Below are 15,214 nucleotides of genomic sequence, written 5' to 3'. Positions count from 1 at the left end.
CGGGCGCCCTCGACGACGTTATTCGGAGACAACAATGACCATTCGTCATCTCAAGACGGCGGAGGCCGCCGCTGGCGTTGCCGCCGAAGACCAGCGCGTGACGGAAGCGGTGCGTGGCATGCTCGAGGATATTCGTGCCCGCGGCGAGGCGGCCGTGCGCGAATACGCCGAGAAGTTTGACGGCTGGACCGGCGACTTTGTGTTGAGCGACGACAAGCGGCGTCAGTTGATCGACAGCGTGCCCCAGTCGGTCAAGGACGACATCGACTTCGCCCACCGCCAGATCCGCCGTTTTGCCGAGGCCCAGCGTGACAGCCTGACCTCCTTCGAGATCGAGACCGAAGAGGGCGTGCTGCTCGGTCAGCGTGTGCTGCCGGTACACAGCGCCGGCTGCTATGTGCCGGGCGGCCGCTACGCTCACGCCGCCTCGGCGCTGATGAGCGTGGCCACCGCCAAGGCCGCCGGTGTCGAACACGTGGTGGCCTGTTCGCCGCCCCGGGGCGACAGCATCAACCCGGCGGTGGCCTACGCCATGCATGTGGCCGGCGCCGACATGATCCTCGAGATGGGCGGCGTCCACGCCATGGCCAGCATGGCCTTCGGTCTGTTCGGTGGCCGCGAGGCCGACATCCTGGTCGGTCCCGGCAACGCCTACGTGGCCGAAGCCAAGCGCCTGCTGTTCGGTGAAGTGGGTATCGATGTGTTTGCCGGCCCCACCGAGTCGGCGATCATCGCCGACGAATCCGCCGACCCGATGACCATCGCCGTCGACCTGGTGTCCCAGGCCGAGCACGGCCCGAATTCACCGGTGTGGCTGTTCAGCACCAGCGAAGCGATCGCCCGCGAAGTGATGGAGATTCTGCCGAAAGTCGCTGACGACATGCCCAACGCGGATATCGTTCACGCTGCCTGGCGCGACTTCGGTGAGGTCATCGTGGGCGACAGCCGCGAGGAGATCGTCGCGATCAGCGATCAGTACGCCTGCGAGCATCTGCAGGTGCTGTGCGAGGATCTGGACTGGTGGAAGCAGCATTTGAGCAACTATGGCTCGCTGTTTCTGGGGGAGGGCAGCACCGTCACCCACGGTGACAAGTGCTCCGGTACCAACCATATCCTGCCGACCAAGCGCGCCGGGCGTTACTCCGGTGGACTCAATGTCCACAAGTTCATGAAGGTGCTGACCACCCAGCAGTTGAGCGTCGAGGCCAATCTGACCTTCAGCGCGGTGGGATCCCGGATTTCCCGCACCGAGGGCATGGAAGGCCACGCCCGGGCCTGTGACTGGCGCCTGGCCAAGTACTTCCCCGAGCAGGAGTGGGATTTCCCTGTTCACCGTCAGGCTCGTTACTGAGTCGCAAGCGAAGGAGCCTGCCATGCGCCGTTTTGCCAAATCCTTCACCCAGCAGGAAGCCATCTCTGACGACGCCATCGCCTCGGCGGTGGCCGTGCTCCAGAGCGGTCGCCTGCATCGCTACAACCTGGCCGAAGGCGAGGCCGGTGAGACCGCCCTGCTGGAGTCCGAGTTCGCCGCGAGCCTGGGTGTCGACTACGCACTGGCCTGCGCCTCCGGCGGTTATGCGTTGCAGCTGGCGCTGCGCGCCTGCGGACTCGAGGCCGGCGACAAGGTGCTGTGCAACGCCTTCACCCTGTCGCCGGTGCCCGGCAGTATCGTCGCGGCAGGGGGCGAGGCGGTACTGGTGGACATCCTGGACGATACCACCGTCGATCCCGGCGACCTGGATCGCGCCGCTCGCGAGAGCGGTGCCGGCTTCTTTGTGCTGTCGCACATGCGCGGCCATATCGGCGACATGAACGCCATCGTCGCGGTGTGCGAGTCCCACGGCATCGTGCTGATCGAAGACTGTGCCCACACCATGGGGGCGGCCTACGATGGCCGACCCAGCGGCACCTTCGGCAAGGCAGGCTGCTTCAGCACCCAGACCTACAAGCACATCAATTCCGGAGAGGGCGGACTTCTGGCCACAGCCGATGCCGAGGTCATGCGGCGTGCGGTGATCCTGTCCGGCTCCTACATGCTGTTCGATCGGCACCTGGCCGCACCCGCGCCCGAAAGCTTCGCCGAGACGCGTCTGATGACACCCAACATGAGTGGCCGCATGGACAATCTGCGGGCGGCCATCCTGCGTCCTCAGCTGGCCGAGATGGAGCACCGCAAGACGCGCTGGAATTCGCTGTATCGGCGCATGGAGCAGCGTCTTGGAGATATCGCCGAGGTGTGCCTGATTGACCGGCCCGCCAGGGAGGACTTCGTCGGCAGCTCCATCCAGTTCCGCCTGCCGGCGCTGGGCGCCGACACCATTGCGCGCTTTGTCGAGGGCTGCGAGGCCCGCGGCATTCCGTTGAAGTGGTATGGCAAACCCTTGCCGGAGGACTACACCAGCCGCTACGACAGCTGGGGTTATCTGGCCGGCACACGTGCGCTGCCGATCGCCGACAGAGTACTCGCCACCCTGTGTGACCTGCGCCTGCCGCTGACCTTCGATCAAGCAGACTGCGACGACATCGTCGCGCTGATGAGCGCCGCCATGGATGAGGCGGTGCAGCCCCCCGAGGCAACACCCGACAAGGCGCTCGGCTCTCGCTGAGCCACGTCTGACGACGCAATAACAAGACATCCGGAGTGACAATAATGTTCAAGAAGACTCTACTTACCGCCGCCATCGTCATGGCAGCCACTGCCACCGCCGCAGAGGCCAAGACCTTCAAGGTCGGCATGGGCGATCCCATGGACTCCGACCAGGGGGCCCTGGCCCAGCGCTTCGAGGAGTTGGTCGAATCGCTGTCCGACGGCGAGATGCAGGTCGAGTTGTTCCCCGGCGGCCAGCTCGGTTCCGAGACCGGCATGATCCAGGACACCCGCATCGGCAAGCTGGACTTTGCGCTGGTCGGTGTCGGCAACCTGACGCCCTACGCAGCGCGTCTGGGCGCCTTGACCATGCCCTATGCCCTGCGTAGCCACGCCGATGCGGTCAAGGCCACCACCGGCCCCCTGGCCGATCGGTGGAACACCATCGCCGAGGAAGAGGCCGGTGTGCACATCGTCAGCTGGCTGTACTCCAACTTCCGTCACCTGACCAACTCCCAGCGGCCGGTGACGACCCTCGCCGACGTCGAGGGACTCAAGGTTCGCGTGCCGCAGAACGAGATCATGCTGGCCAGCTACGAGGCCTGGGGCGCCAGCCCCATCAGCATGTCCTGGCCGGAGGTCTTCACCGGCCTGCAGCAGGGCGTGATCGATGGCCAGGACAACCCCTACATCGTCAACAGCACCATGAAGTTTCACGAGGTGCAGGACCACCTCACCGAACTTCACGCCCAGTACTCGCTGCAGCCCATCGTGATGGGGGTGCGCAGCTACGAGCGTCTGTCCGACGAGGAGCGAGCGATCATCGATCGCGCCGGCCTGGAGGCGCAGCTGTACGCGCTGCAGTTCCAGCTGACCAAGGCCTCCGAGGCGCGCGCTGCCATGGAAGCCGAAGGGGTCGAGGTGGCCACCCTGGAAGATGAGGATGAATGGATCCGCATCGCCCAGGAAGAGGTGTGGCCGCAGTTCTACGAGGACATCGGTGGCCAGGAAGCCTTCGAGGAAATGCAGGCGGCGCTCGGTCACTGATCGTTGTCGCCGCGGGCGGCGGTCGCTGACCGCCGCCCGGGTCTTGTTGTCATCGCTGCTGCATTCCCGTCGGGAAGGAGGCCTCCATGCTGGCCAAACTCAACTATATCGAAGACTACGCCTGCCGCTTTCTGCTCGGGCTCTTTGTCATTCTGCTGTTCGTTCAGGTGGTGATGCGCGTCACCCTGGGCATCGGCATGGCCTGGATCGAAGAGCTCGCGCGCTACGCCTTCGTCTGGTTCGTCTTTCTGGGCGCCGCCCACGCCGCCCACTTGAGCGCGCATAACCGTCTGCAGACCCATATCAAGCTGATGCCACGCAAGGTGGCCAATACCCTCTTGTTGCTGGTGGATCTGATCTGGGTCGCCTTCTGTCTGGTGCTGGCCTACAAGAGCCTGGATCTGATCGGGCTGTTGCTGGAATTCCCCTATGACTCGCCGGCCCTGGGCTGGTCGCTGGCCTACGTTTACTTCGTCTTCCCCATCGCCTTTACCTTGATGGCCTTTCGCGTGCTGCAGGTGCAGTACCTGAAGCTGTTCAAGGGCATCGAGCCAGGTGACGTGGACGCTCAGGAAGTGTCCAGGATCACCGAGGAAACGAGCCACTACAGCGACGGCAAGACGTCGTCCAAGGCGGAGGGCTAAGCCATGGCCGCAACCGTACTGTTTTCCATGTTTGCCGGGCTGTTGTTCTTCGGCACCCCTATCGTCGTCTCTCTCGGTGTGGCCTCGATGGCCGTCTATGTGCTCAACGGCGACGATCTCAGTTCGCTGATCGAGCTGGCCTTTTCGGCCATCAACTCGTTTCCGCTGATGGCCTTGCCGTCGTTCATCCTGGCTGGCGCACTGATGGGGGATGCCGGTATCGCCAGACGCCTGATCCTGATCGCCGAGGAGCTGGCCGGTCCCGCCGCTGGTGGGCTAGGCGCCGCTGCGGTGATGGCCTGCATGTTCTTTGGCGCGATCTCGGGCTCGGGACCTGCTACTACCGCAGCGGTGGGGATGCTGGTGATACCGGCGATGATCGAGCGCGGCTACGGCAGAAGCTACCCGGCGGCGATCACCGCCACCGCTGGTGGTCTCGGGGTGGTCATTCCGCCCAGCATGCCGCTGGTGATCTATGGCGTCACCGCCAACGAGTCGATTTCTGCACTGTTCATGGCCGGCGTCATCCCCGGCGTGATGCTGGGGGCGGGCCTGATGGTGGCCAACTACATCACCGCCAAGCGCAACGGCTACCAGACCGAGGGAACTTCCTACGATCGCAAGCGGGTGGTCGCGGTGCTCAAGGATGGTTTCTGGTCGCTGATGGCGCCGGTGGTGATCCTGGGCGGCATCTATTCGGGCATGTTCACGCCCACCGAGGCGGCCGTGGTCTCGATCTTCTACGCCCTGTTCGTCGGTGTCTTCATCCACAAGGAGTCGTCGCTGCGCGGGCTCAACGAGGCCTTCCAGAGCACCACCTGGCTGACCGGGCGTGTGTTGATCATCATGTTCACCGCCACCGCCTTCGGCCGCATCCTGGTCGAGAATCACATTCCGGCGATGATCGCCCAGGGCATCCTGGATATCACCAACAGCCTGTGGCTGGTGTGGATTCTGGTGATCGGCTTTCTCCTGATCGTCGGCATGTTCATCGAGATCCTGGCAACCATCATGATCGTCACGCCGGTGCTGTTGCCGGTGATGGTGGAGCTCGGCGTCGATCCCGTGCACTTCGGCATCGTGCTGGTGGTCAGCCTGGGCATCGGTTTCTCGACGCCGCCGCTGGGCGAGAACATGTTCATCAGCTCGTCGATCGCCAATGTCTCCATCGAGAAGATTTCGGTGCGCGCCTTGCCGCTGGTGGGTTCCATGGTGGTCATCGCCTTGCTGCTGGCCTTCTTCCCGCAGCTCAGCCTGTGGTTGCCCAACCTTCTCGGCTTCTGATACCGGTCATCACTCGTCAAAGGACCCGCTATGACGCTTTCCACCGATAACTCCGCAACAATCGCCGACCATACGATGGTCGGCGTGCTGGGCGGCATGGGACCGGACGCCACGGTGGCCTTCATGCAGAAGGTCATCGAGGTGACGCCCGGCGAGGACGATATCGACCACGTGCATATGCTGGTCGACAACAATCCCAAGGTGCCATCACGGATCAAGGCGCTGATCGACGGTGACGGCGAGTCACCGGCGCCTGCCATTGCTGCCATGGCCAGACGACTCGAGCAGGCAGGCTGCGATTTTCTGGTCATGCCCTGCAATACCGCCCACTACTACTGGTCGGCCGCCCAGCAGGCGGTGGACATTCCGGTGTGGCATATCGTCGAGCGCACCCTGGACCGGGTCGCCGCCGAGATGCCGGGGGCCAGGGTGGGCATGCTGTGCTCGCCGGCGCTTCGCAAGATTGGTCTTTACGAGGGATTCATCGAGCCAAGGGGGCTGTCGTTGGTCTATCCCGACAACGAGGATCGCGTGCTCGACGTGATCCGAGCGGTCAAGCGTGGTGCCGGGCGCGCGCCCGCCACCCGTGCCGCCTTCATCGAGGCCGCCCATGATGTCCAGGCGCGTGGTGCCGACGTGCTGGTCCTGGCCTGTACTGAGCTTTCGGTGATCCGCGATGCGCTCGATGGTCGCGTGCCGATCATCGATACCGTACAGGTGCTGGCCGAAGACGTGGTCGCCGAGGCCACCGGAAAGGCACCGCGCGGTTGATTCGGAGAACCGAGTCGAGCGCTGAAGCGAGAGTACTGTAACGAGAGCGCTGTAACGAGAGCACTGCACAGAGGTTGAAACAGGGCGGCGTCGAGCGCCGCCAGCACGTCGATCTTCCTGTCCCGTTCACCAAAGAGACGCCTTCGTCCGCCGGCCTCATCCGGCAGGACCGGGGTCGCTCGTTTTCACGATCCGGAGTCGTCCCATGACCTCACCCTCTTCTTCCCCCTCGACGGCGACCTCGCGACAGCGGCTAAGCCGTCGACTGGCGTCCCTGAGCCCGATCGGGCGAGGACTGCTGGTGTGCGTGACCATTGCCCTGGCCACCACCTTTATCGCCGATCACTACGGTGGGCCGACCCTGCTCTACGCCTTGCTGTTTGGCATGTCGCTGCACTTCTTGAGCGAAGAGGGACGCTGCCTGCCGGGGATCGAGTTTGCCGCGCGCACCGTGCTGCGCCTTGGCGTGGCGCTGCTGGGCGCACGCATGACCCTCGAGCAAGTCGGTGACCTGGGGCTTGGACCGGTGCTGACGGTGCTCGCCGCGGTGGGACTGGTGATCTGCGCAGGGGGGCTGCTGGCCCGGGCGCTTGGCCTGCACCGTGATCTGGGCCTGCTGACCGGTGGTGCCGTGGCGATCTGCGGGGCCTCGGCGGCGCTGGCGCTGTCGGCGGTGATGCCGAAAAACGACACCAGCGAGCGCAACACCATCCTCACAGTGGTGGGCGTGACCACGCTGTCGACGGTGGCCATGGTGACCTACCCGCTGCTGGTGGGGGTGCTCGACCTTGCCAATACCCAGGCCGGCATCTTCCTGGGGGGCACCATCCACGACGTGGCCCAGGTGGTCGGGGCGGGGTACATCATCTCGGAGGAGACCGGCGACGTCTCGACCCTGGTCAAGCTGGTGCGTGTGGCCATGCTGGTGCCGGTGGTGATGATCTTCAGCTGGCTCTATCGCGCCTCGCGCAACAGCGAGGGAAAGCGCCAGGTGCCGATGCTGCCTGGCTTCCTGGTGGGGTTCGTGGCGCTGGTGCTGATCAACAGCCTGGGGCTGATTCCCGACAGCGTGAACGAAGGACTGTCGACGCTGTCGCGCTGGTGTCTTGTCACCGCCATCGCCGCCCTGGGCATCAAGACCTCCTTTCAGAAGCTCGCGGTGGTCGGCTGGAAGCCGGTCATCCTGATGGTGCTGGAGACCCTGCTGCTGCTGGCCATCGTGCTGGGGGTGGTGGTCTTCGGTGGGCTGGGTAGCTGAGCGGCGATGAAACGCTGTTCTCGCTAATACACCAATAAAACACAATAAGGTCCCTGATAATGACAACACAAACCGCAACACCTTCACTGTCCTTTCGTGGGGGCACCCTGGGTGCCTTGACGCCCCTGATCCTGCTGGTGCTAGGCCTTATCTATCTGTCGGTGTTCGAGCGTGCCGGCACCAAGCCATTCTGGGCCTGCGCCTGGGTGGCCATGGGCGTGGGACTCTTTCTTTGTCGGCAACGCACGGCGTACTGTGACAGCCTGCTCAAGGGGATGGGCAATTCCACCGCGACGGCCATCATCGCACTGTGGCTGCTGGCCGGTGTCTTCGGCAAGTTGATGGCCGCCGGCGGCCTGATCGATGGCTTGATGTGGTTGGGAGCAGCGGTGGGCGCCGAGGGTGCGGCCTTCACCCTGCTGGCCTTTGCCATGGCCATGGTGTTTGCCCTGGGGACCGGCACCAGTACCGGTACCGTCATCGGGCTGTCGCCGGTGCTGTACCCGGCGGGCGTCCTGTTGGGGGCGGATCCGTCCATGCTGGCGGTGGCGATCCTGTCCGGTGCGGCCTTCGGTGACAACCTGTCCCCGGTGTCGGATACCACCATCGTGTCCTCCTATACCCAAGGGGCGGAAATCGCCGACGTGATCCGCACCCGTCTACCGCTGGCGCTGTCGGCTGCGGCGATCTCGATGCTGATCTTCCTGTTGTTCGGTGCCAGCGGCGAGGCCTCGGCGTCAGCCGTGGAGGTGCCTTCCGGTCATGCTTCCGGCCTGGTCATGCTGATGCCGCTCGCGGCGGTGGTGTTCTTTGCGCTGAAGCGCCGACACATCGTCGAAGCCATGTTTATCGGCAATCTGGTGGCCATGCTGTGCGCCCTGGCGATCGGTGCCATTGGCCTGGGTGATCTGTTCTCGTTGCCCGAAGCCAGAGGCGAGAGCACCGGCCTGATCGAAAATGGTATTGCTTCGGTAACCGGCGCCGTGCTGTTTGCGCTGATGGTGCTGGCGCTGACTCAGGTGATTCTCGATACCGGTCTGATGGAAAAACTGCTGGACGGCGCCAGGAAGCGCCTGGTCAAGGACCGGGCCAGCGCCGAGACCAGCATCGTGGCAGTGACGATTGCCGCATCTACTCCGCTGTCGGCCAACGCCCCGGCGCTTCTGCTGGTGGGGCCGGGATTGGTACGAAGCCTGGCTCAGCAGTTCGGCATCTCGCCGGCGCGGGCCGCCAACCTGATGGATTGCGCGGTCTGCACGGTGTTCTTTCTGCTTCCCTGGCACATCGTGGTGGCGGTCTGGCAGGAGGTCATCGCTTCCACCGCGGTGCAGAACGAGGTCGCCGCGCCGTCAGCCTTTGCCTCCTTCCTGACCCCGTACCCCTGGGCCATGCTGGTGGTGCTGGCTGTCTCGATCCTGCTTCGGCGGCGCAAGCAGGGCACCACCGAGGTCGCAGCCGTCTGATCGGCCTCCGCTCACCTGGCAGTAAAAGACAGCCCCGCCATGCTGGCGGGGCTGTGGAGCTCTTGTGGTTGTCGTTGTTGGTAGTAGCGCAGGGAATGTTTTTTTAGAGCGTTAGAGAGGCCAGCGCTACGCAAGCAACGACCGACAGTCCGGTCAGGAACCAGAACAGGGTCATCTCATTAGAAGTGAGGGGGGAAGGTTCAGCACCGAAGCGGTTGTCACCATCACTCCCCTTGATGAAGGTCACCATGATAAATGGGATGAGGTTTATAAGGGGGATAAAGAAAAGTAGCATGAGCCAGCCTGACTTGTTCAGGTCATTTAGCCTGCGCTTTCCCTGGATTAGCGCAAAGATAGTCAATGGAATTCCAAGCACGAATTGGCTGATGGTAAAGGCGCTGGCGGCTGTCTCTGCAGCGGCCGGTGTTGCCGTCAGACTATAGTAGATAAGTATCCCGTGTACGGCATAGACGAACAATACCGGCAAGGTTAAGCGATTAAAGTATCTTACTCTACCGATACGACCATTGGTCGACCATAGTCCAGGGTTTTTATTTGCTGCCTGGCGGTCGTTTGCATCACCTTGCGTGTTGGAGATTTCTGTATCTGAAGGGAAGTTGATTTCATTTGAGTTATCTAACGTAGTGCTTTCGTTTGTCATCTTGCTGCTTCCTTCCTTGGGGTAAGAGTTCCGGCGATCCTTTCGCCGAGTCGGTTAATATCTATGCTTTTAGCAGTCCACTGGGAGGGTCTAAAGACCCAGGTGAAACTGTAGTGGTCCATAGCAGATGGCCGCTGACGCCACGGCAATGTTAAGAATGAGCAAGCACCAGAAGCGCTTCGTTTCCGATGAAGTCGATGGAGAAGGTGGTGGTCCGAAGGGGTTGCTTCCTGGTGTGCCACGAGAGAAGACTAGGGTGATGACCAGCCATACGTTGATCAGGGGAATCAGTCCAAGAAGCAGTACCCACCCAGAACGCCCCTGATCGTTAAGGCGACGTTTTGCCTGAAGAATGGCGAAAAGGGTGAAGACTGAGTACAGGCCTGCGTAGGCGTAGATCAGGATGGTAAAGGTGCTCTGGGTGAGTGTCGCAGGGTACAGGTAGTCGAGATAAAGTGGGAGAAAGAGCGCGAGGTTATAGATGAGTCCTACTGCGGCAAGTCGGCTACAGTAGCGAATGCGCCCGATACGGCCACGAGTTGACCAGAGTCTGCTGCTTCTACCGGGTACGCTATACAGCGGCAGCGGCAAGGTGACGGAAGATGAGGTGGCTGACGACATGGAGTTGAGTCTCATCTTCTTCTCCTGTTTCCTTCTTTAAATCGGTCTTCGATTCATCAAAGGTGTCAAGGCGTTGTCGGATTTTCCCATGCCTTGATGGATGGTCAGTCGTCATGGCAATGGTTGGCGGTGGCGCATGTTGTCCTTGCATGAGGAACGCATCATTGGTGCCTGCAGCGAAGGCTTCACTGCGACTCTAGAAAGCCATTTCGTCAGGGGATATGGGGGATGTCCTACATCCTTTCTCTTTTTAAGAATTTTCTAATTATTTGACCTCGGGTTGGCCGAACTGGCACGAAATTGCGTCGCTGCGACAAAAAAACACCCCGATGGCCGGGCGCCTTGGCCTGCCATCGGGGTGATGTTGTTGAGATATTGCCGCGGTGATACTGAGTCGTCGCTGAGGCGATGGTCCGGAAACAGGACCGGGAGAGGTTAAGCGGCAGGGCCAATCAGATGCTTTACCTCAAGATAACCGGACAGTCCCCAGGGGCCGAGTTCACGTCCGATGCCGCTGGCGCCGAAGCCGCCCCAGCTGGCCTCGGGCATCACCAGCTGTTCGGAGTTGAACCAGATGCTGCCTGCACGCAGGGCGCGGCCAACACGCCTGGCGCGCTCGGCGTCACCAGAGATCACGGTGGCGGCGAGGCCAAAGGCGCTATCGTTGGCCAGGGCGATGGCCTCGGCTTCGCTCTCTGCGCTGCGCGCACACAGCACCGGGCCGAAGATTTCCTCGCGCCACAGACGGCTTGAGGTGGGCACATCGCGGTACAGGGTCGGGGCGACGAACTCGCCCTGGGCCGGCAGGTCACGATGGCGGCCGTCACGCACCGGCGTCAGACCTTCCTCCTTGGCGATCTCGAGGTAGCGCTCCACGGCTTCGCGCTGACGGGCGCTGGTCATCGGGCCCATGTCGGTGCCCTCGGCCAGCGGGTCACCCAGGGTGAGGCCGTCGATACGGTCGGCCAGCGCCTGGTAGAGCGGTTCGGCCAGCGTCTGATGCACGATCAGTCGCGAGGTGGCGGAGCAGATCTGCCCGGAGTTGAAGTAGATGCCGGCCATCACCCAGTCGGCGGCGGCTTCGACCTCGGCGTCATCGAGCACCAGGATCGGCGATTTGCCGCCGAGCTCCAGTGATACGCCGCGCACGCCGTTGGCGGCGGCCCGCATGACCTTCTCGCCGACCCCATTGCTGCCGGTGAAGGACAATTTATCCACACCCTGATGGGCGGACAGAGGGGCACCGATGCCTTCGCCGTCACCCAGCAAGAGGTTCAGCACACCGGCAGGCAGGCCGATCTCCACGGCGATGTCGGCCAACGCCACCTCGGGCAGCGGGGTGACCTCGGAGGGCTTGAACACCAGGGTGCAGCCGGCGGCCAGTGCCGGTGCGATCTTCCAGGCGCTGGTGACCAGCGGGAAGTTCCAGGGGGTGATCAGTCCGACCACGCCGGCGGGGTCTTCGAACACCCGCGCCTCGACGCCGTCCATGCCGTGCTCGAGCAGGCGACCCTGACGCTGCTCCAGAGCGCGGGCCTGGCCGGCGTAGTAGCGGTAGCAGGCGATGGCGTCGTCCAGGTCGATGGCGGCCTCGGCCAGGGCCTTGCCGTTGTTGGTGGAGGACAGCCGTTCGAGATCGCCGCGGCGGGTTTCGAGGGCCGTGGCGAAGGCTTCGAGAAAGTCGCCCCGACGCTGTCCGCCCAGCGCCTGCCAGGCGGGCAGGGCGGCACGCGCGCTGGCCACGGCGGCGTCGACGTCGCTGGCATCGCCGGCGGTGATCTCGGCGATCTGGGTCTGGCGGTAGGGATCGGTCACAGCCAGGCGCCGGCGGCTGTGGCTATCGACCCAGCGGTTGTCGATAAACTGTTGTGTCAGCTGTTGCACGGAGGGACTCCAGGGGCAAAGACATTAGAGGGAATAAGCGAATGAAATGATCGGCGAGATGAGGGGGTGTCCCGCGTTCACGCCTGGTGGCGCTTGAGCCAGTCATCGATCATGGCGTGGCAGTGACGGCCCGAGAAGCTCGGGAAGTGGCCGCCGTGCACCGTGGCGATAGGCAACCGCCGCAGGCGCTCGAGGCTCGCCGCGTAGTCGTCCAGGTCGCTGTGATAGGCGTCCTCGATCAGCTCACCGTCGTAGATGATGTCGCCGCTGATCAGGGTGGCGCTGGCGGCCTCCCACAGGGCGATGCCGCCGGGCGAATGGCCGGGGGTGTGGATCACCTCGAAATGGCGATCGCCCAGCTCGATGACGTCGCCGTCCTCCAGCGTCTCGATACGCGGCGGCGCCGCAATGCGATAGCCGCTGTGGGCGTAGGGCAGTGGTGGCAGGGCGTCGAACATGGCGTCGTCGAGAAAGGCCTCGGCCAGGGTGCGACGGTTGTCGGGGCTTGCCAGGATATCGGCCTCGGCGCGATGAACGTGGCAGCAGTCGAACTCGTGAGCGGCGCCGATATGATCGAAGTGGGTGTGGCTTGCCACCGCCACGATCTCGCGTTCGGCCAGCAGTGCCACGCGCTCGCGCAGTGGCACCGCGCCCAGGCCGAAGTCCACCACCAGATCGCGCTCGCGGCCGCGAACGTGCCAGATATTGCAGCGGTAGAACGGCTTGATGGCCGGTTCGTCGATCAGGGTGATGCCGTCGGCCAGGCGCTGGGTGCGATACCAGCTGGCGGCGTCACCCCGGGGCAGGGTGAAGGTGCTCACGTGTTGCCTCCCGGCAGGGCGCGCAGGTCCTTCAGGTAGTCCTGGTGGCTGCGGCTCTCGTCGATACGCGAGTGTTCGATGTCCACCACCAGCACCCCGGCGTCGTTGCCAAGGCGCCCCAGCACCTCGCCGTCCGGTCCCGCCACCAGGCTGTTGCCACAGTAGTGCAGCTCGCCCTCGATGCCGGCGCGGTTGATGCAGGCGACGAAGCGCTGGTTGTCCAGCGCCCGGGCGCGGATCTGCAACTGCTGGCGTTCGGCGTTGGGCACCATGTTGGCGGTGGGCGAGAGGATCACCTCGGCGCCGGCCTGGGCCAGCGCTCTGGCTATCTCCGGGAACTCGTTGTCGTAGCAGATCATCAGACCCAGGCGGCCGAGCCGGGTGTCGACCACGCACAGCTCGTCACCGGGGATGAAGTACTGATGTTCACGATCCCATAGCTGGCGCTTGTGGTAGCAGGCCAGGGTGGTGCCGGCATCGTCGATCAGCACCGCCGAGTTGGTCAGGCGGCCGTCGGCCTGGCGCTGGGCCAGGCCGAACAGCAGGTGCAGGCGATACTGGTGCGCCAATCGGGCGACCTGATCGATCAACTCGCCTTCGTCGGCCAGCTCATCGAGCCGTTCGAACACGTTGTAGCCGGTCAGCGCCAGTTCCGGCAGGGCCAGCAGCTGGGCGCCGGCGGCCACCGCCTGCTGGCACAGGCCATCGAGAGCATCGAGGTTGGCGGCGACATCCGCGTGGACGGGGTCGGTCTGGGCCAGCATCAGGCGCATGGATCAGTCTCCTTGGGCAGCGAGGCTGGAACGGGTGAACAGGGCACAGCCCAGCCAGTAGAGTCCGCCGGTGATGACGAACACCGGCAGCGAGGCACCGATGGACAGCGGTGCCACCAGGGTCCAGTAGGCCGCCAGGGCCGCACCGATCAGGTAGGCGCCGATGGCGATACCGGCGGTGGGCCGACCGAGCTGGTGCGGCGAGCGCAGCAGCTCGGCGCTATAGCCGTCACGGCCGACCAGGTAGTAGTCGACGATCATCACCGAGAAGGCCGGAATGAACAAGGCGCCGATCAGCAACAGGAAGTTCTGGAACTGGTCGAGGATACCGGGGATCAGGGCGCCAAAGACCGTCACCACGCCGATCACCAGCGCCGGCTTCCAGAAGGCCATGCCGGGGGACACGTTCATGCACGACAGGGTGGCGCTGTAGACCGCCATCACGTTGGTGGTCATCACCGAGAAGAAGATCACCAGCGCAGCGGGCAGACCAAAGCCGAAGCCGGACAGCAGCCGGGTCGGGTCGTAGGTCTGTTCCATGCCGCCGAGCACCGACAGGCCGGATACCGCGGCACCCAGCCCCATGGCGATCATCGAGGCGCAGACGTAGCCACCGTAGGTGCCGAGTACCGCGATGCGTCCGCTCTTGCAGTTGCGGTTGTAGTCGGCGGAGGTGGAAATCCACGAGAAGGCGGTGGCGACGACGATGTCGAAGGCGATGCCCAGGGTGATGCCGTTGCGGGATTCGGCGGGCATCTCGAACAGCGCACCGACCTCGTAGTGGCGGTTGAGCTGGTAGACCACGCCGGCCGCCAGCACCATCATGGCCGCCGCCGCCCAGCGCTCGATGCGCTCGATACCCAGGTGGCCGCGCAGCACGATCAGCACCACGATGGTCTCGCACAGGATCGTCATCAGCGGCAGGTTGGAGTAGCCGGTGGTGGCCTCGATGGCGTAGTCCAGGCTCATGCCGGCCAGCAGCGCCTGGATCCAGCTCCAGGCGATCAGCACCGCCATGTTGACCAGCGAAATGATCTTCGAGCCGGTGGGGCCATAGGCGCGGCGGGTCAGGGCCATCGAGGGCAGGCCGGTGCGCTGGCCCATCAGTCCTACCAGCAGCAGCGGAATGGCGCCGATCAGCGAGCCGATCAGGACCCAGGTCATGGCGACCGGGAAGCGCAGATCGGGCACCAGCAGCATGCCGGTGAGGATGGTGGTGACGACCACGTTGGCGCCGAGCCACAGGGCAAAGGTGGCCATGCCTCCCATGCTCTTGTGCTGGTGTTCATCCAGGGTGTCGTGGCCGATCAGCCGCTTGAGTGAAATCATCTAGGAAACCTTTGTGGTTATGGTTGGTAGGTACCGCAGGGGCGCGAAATTGGGAGCGCAAAACGGAGCAG

Annotated in this window: 14 protein-coding genes; 8 read left to right on the top strand and 6 right to left on the bottom strand. The window is 63.8% G+C overall.

Annotation, left to right across the window (positions count from 1 at the left end):
• Nucleotides 1-34: 34 nt before the first annotated feature.
• The 8 genes from hisD to NFG57_RS18270 all read left to right on the top strand — a co-directional run bounded on the left by hisD (nt 35) and on the right by NFG57_RS18270 (nt 9,054).
• Complete coding sequence (hisD, locus tag NFG57_RS18305; protein ID WP_348814922.1) at nt 35-1,351, top strand: histidinol dehydrogenase; 1,317 nt, start codon at nt 35-37, stop codon at nt 1,349-1,351.
• Between the two features lie 22 nt (nt 1,352-1,373).
• Nucleotides 1,374-2,606: an aminotransferase class I/II-fold pyridoxal phosphate-dependent enzyme gene (locus NFG57_RS18300; protein ID WP_222517097.1), complete on the top strand. Its 1,233-nt coding sequence runs from the start codon at nt 1,374-1,376 to the stop codon at nt 2,604-2,606.
• 44 nt (nt 2,607-2,650) lie between these two features.
• Nucleotides 2,651-3,634 carry a TRAP transporter substrate-binding protein gene (locus NFG57_RS18295; RefSeq protein ID WP_052704426.1) on the top strand — a complete coding sequence of 328 codons (984 nt, stop codon included), beginning with the start codon at nt 2,651-2,653 and terminating at the stop codon, nt 3,632-3,634.
• 86 nt (nt 3,635-3,720) lie between these two features.
• Nucleotides 3,721-4,278 (top strand): TRAP transporter small permease, encoded by a 558-nt coding sequence (locus tag NFG57_RS18290; protein WP_108133479.1) that lies wholly within the window; start codon nt 3,721-3,723, stop codon nt 4,276-4,278.
• 3 nt (nt 4,279-4,281) lie between these two features.
• Nucleotides 4,282-5,562, top strand: a complete 1,281-nt coding sequence (locus NFG57_RS18285) for a TRAP transporter large permease (protein ID WP_222517096.1) — start codon at nt 4,282-4,284, stop codon at nt 5,560-5,562.
• Between the two features lie 30 nt (nt 5,563-5,592).
• The gene (locus NFG57_RS18280) at nt 5,593-6,333 is read left to right on the top strand and encodes an amino acid racemase (RefSeq protein WP_222517095.1); all 741 of its coding nucleotides are present in this window, start codon (nt 5,593-5,595) and stop codon (nt 6,331-6,333) included.
• A 205-nt stretch (nt 6,334-6,538) separates the two neighbouring features.
• On the top strand, nt 6,539-7,591 hold the full coding sequence (locus NFG57_RS18275) for a putative sulfate exporter family transporter (protein WP_108449223.1): 1,053 nt from the start codon (nt 6,539-6,541) through the stop codon (nt 7,589-7,591).
• Nucleotides 7,592-7,650: 59 nt separating this feature from the next.
• Entirely contained in the window at nt 7,651-9,054 is a 1,404-nt protein-coding gene (locus tag NFG57_RS18270) for a Na+/H+ antiporter NhaC family protein (RefSeq protein ID WP_348814921.1), read from the top strand.
• Nucleotides 9,055-9,157: 103 nt separating this feature from the next.
• Here the strand turns inward: NFG57_RS18270 and NFG57_RS18265 are convergent, their stop codons facing one another.
• The 6 genes from NFG57_RS18265 to NFG57_RS18240 form a co-directional block, all read right to left on the bottom strand.
• Nucleotides 9,158-9,715, bottom strand: a complete 558-nt coding sequence (locus NFG57_RS18265) for a DUF805 domain-containing protein (RefSeq protein WP_222517094.1) — start codon at nt 9,713-9,715, stop codon at nt 9,158-9,160.
• Between the two features lie 90 nt (nt 9,716-9,805).
• Nucleotides 9,806-10,351: a DUF805 domain-containing protein gene (locus tag NFG57_RS18260; RefSeq protein WP_222517093.1), complete on the bottom strand. Its 546-nt coding sequence runs from the start codon at nt 10,349-10,351 to the stop codon at nt 9,806-9,808.
• Between the two features lie 420 nt (nt 10,352-10,771).
• On the bottom strand, nt 10,772-12,220 hold the full coding sequence (locus NFG57_RS18255; protein ID WP_222517092.1) for an aldehyde dehydrogenase family protein: 1,449 nt from the start codon (nt 12,218-12,220) through the stop codon (nt 10,772-10,774).
• A gap of 77 nt (nt 12,221-12,297) precedes the next feature.
• Nucleotides 12,298-13,041: an MBL fold metallo-hydrolase gene (locus NFG57_RS18250; protein ID WP_108133485.1), complete on the bottom strand. Its 744-nt coding sequence runs from the start codon at nt 13,039-13,041 to the stop codon at nt 12,298-12,300.
• Nucleotides 13,038-13,814 carry a nitrilase-related carbon-nitrogen hydrolase gene (locus NFG57_RS18245; protein WP_108133486.1) on the bottom strand — a complete coding sequence of 259 codons (777 nt, stop codon included), beginning with the start codon at nt 13,812-13,814 and terminating at the stop codon, nt 13,038-13,040. The genes NFG57_RS18250 and NFG57_RS18245 overlap by 4 nt, the downstream gene beginning before the upstream one ends.
• 3 nt (nt 13,815-13,817) lie before the next feature.
• Entirely contained in the window at nt 13,818-15,143 is a 1,326-nt protein-coding gene (locus NFG57_RS18240) for a cytosine permease (RefSeq protein ID WP_045993648.1), read from the bottom strand.
• Nucleotides 15,144-15,214 lie beyond the last annotated feature (71 nt).

The organism is Halomonas sp. H10-59 (assembly GCF_040070555.1).
GTDB classification, from domain to species: domain Bacteria; phylum Pseudomonadota; class Gammaproteobacteria; order Pseudomonadales; family Halomonadaceae; genus Halomonas; species Halomonas litopenaei.
Note: the sequence above shows the minus strand (reverse complement) of the source record. Positions and strands in the feature narration are given on the sequence as shown.

What these genes read in the sequence shown, in the direction of transcription:
- NFG57_RS18275 (WP_108449223.1), top strand. Translation starts at nt 6,539, where the DNA reads ATGACCTCACCCTCTTCTTCCCCCTCGACGGCGACCTCGCGACAGCGG.
- NFG57_RS18270 (WP_348814921.1), top strand. Translation starts at nt 7,651, where the DNA reads ATGACAACACAAACCGCAACACCTTCACTGTCCTTTCGTGGGGGCACC.
- NFG57_RS18240 (WP_045993648.1), bottom strand. Translation starts at nt 15,143, where the DNA reads ATGATTTCACTCAAGCGGCTGATCGGCCACGACACCCTGGATGAACAC.
- NFG57_RS18290 (WP_108133479.1), top strand. Translation starts at nt 3,721, where the DNA reads ATGCTGGCCAAACTCAACTATATCGAAGACTACGCCTGCCGCTTTCTG.
- hisD (WP_348814922.1), top strand. Translation starts at nt 35, where the DNA reads ATGACCATTCGTCATCTCAAGACGGCGGAGGCCGCCGCTGGCGTTGCC.
- NFG57_RS18285 (WP_222517096.1), top strand. Translation starts at nt 4,282, where the DNA reads ATGGCCGCAACCGTACTGTTTTCCATGTTTGCCGGGCTGTTGTTCTTC.
- NFG57_RS18300 (WP_222517097.1), top strand. Translation starts at nt 1,374, where the DNA reads ATGCGCCGTTTTGCCAAATCCTTCACCCAGCAGGAAGCCATCTCTGAC.
- NFG57_RS18260 (WP_222517093.1), bottom strand. Translation starts at nt 10,351, where the DNA reads ATGAGACTCAACTCCATGTCGTCAGCCACCTCATCTTCCGTCACCTTG.
- NFG57_RS18265 (WP_222517094.1), bottom strand. Translation starts at nt 9,715, where the DNA reads ATGACAAACGAAAGCACTACGTTAGATAACTCAAATGAAATCAACTTC.
- NFG57_RS18295 (WP_052704426.1), top strand. Translation starts at nt 2,651, where the DNA reads ATGTTCAAGAAGACTCTACTTACCGCCGCCATCGTCATGGCAGCCACT.
- NFG57_RS18280 (WP_222517095.1), top strand. Translation starts at nt 5,593, where the DNA reads ATGACGCTTTCCACCGATAACTCCGCAACAATCGCCGACCATACGATG.
- NFG57_RS18245 (WP_108133486.1), bottom strand. Translation starts at nt 13,814, where the DNA reads ATGCGCCTGATGCTGGCCCAGACCGACCCCGTCCACGCGGATGTCGCC.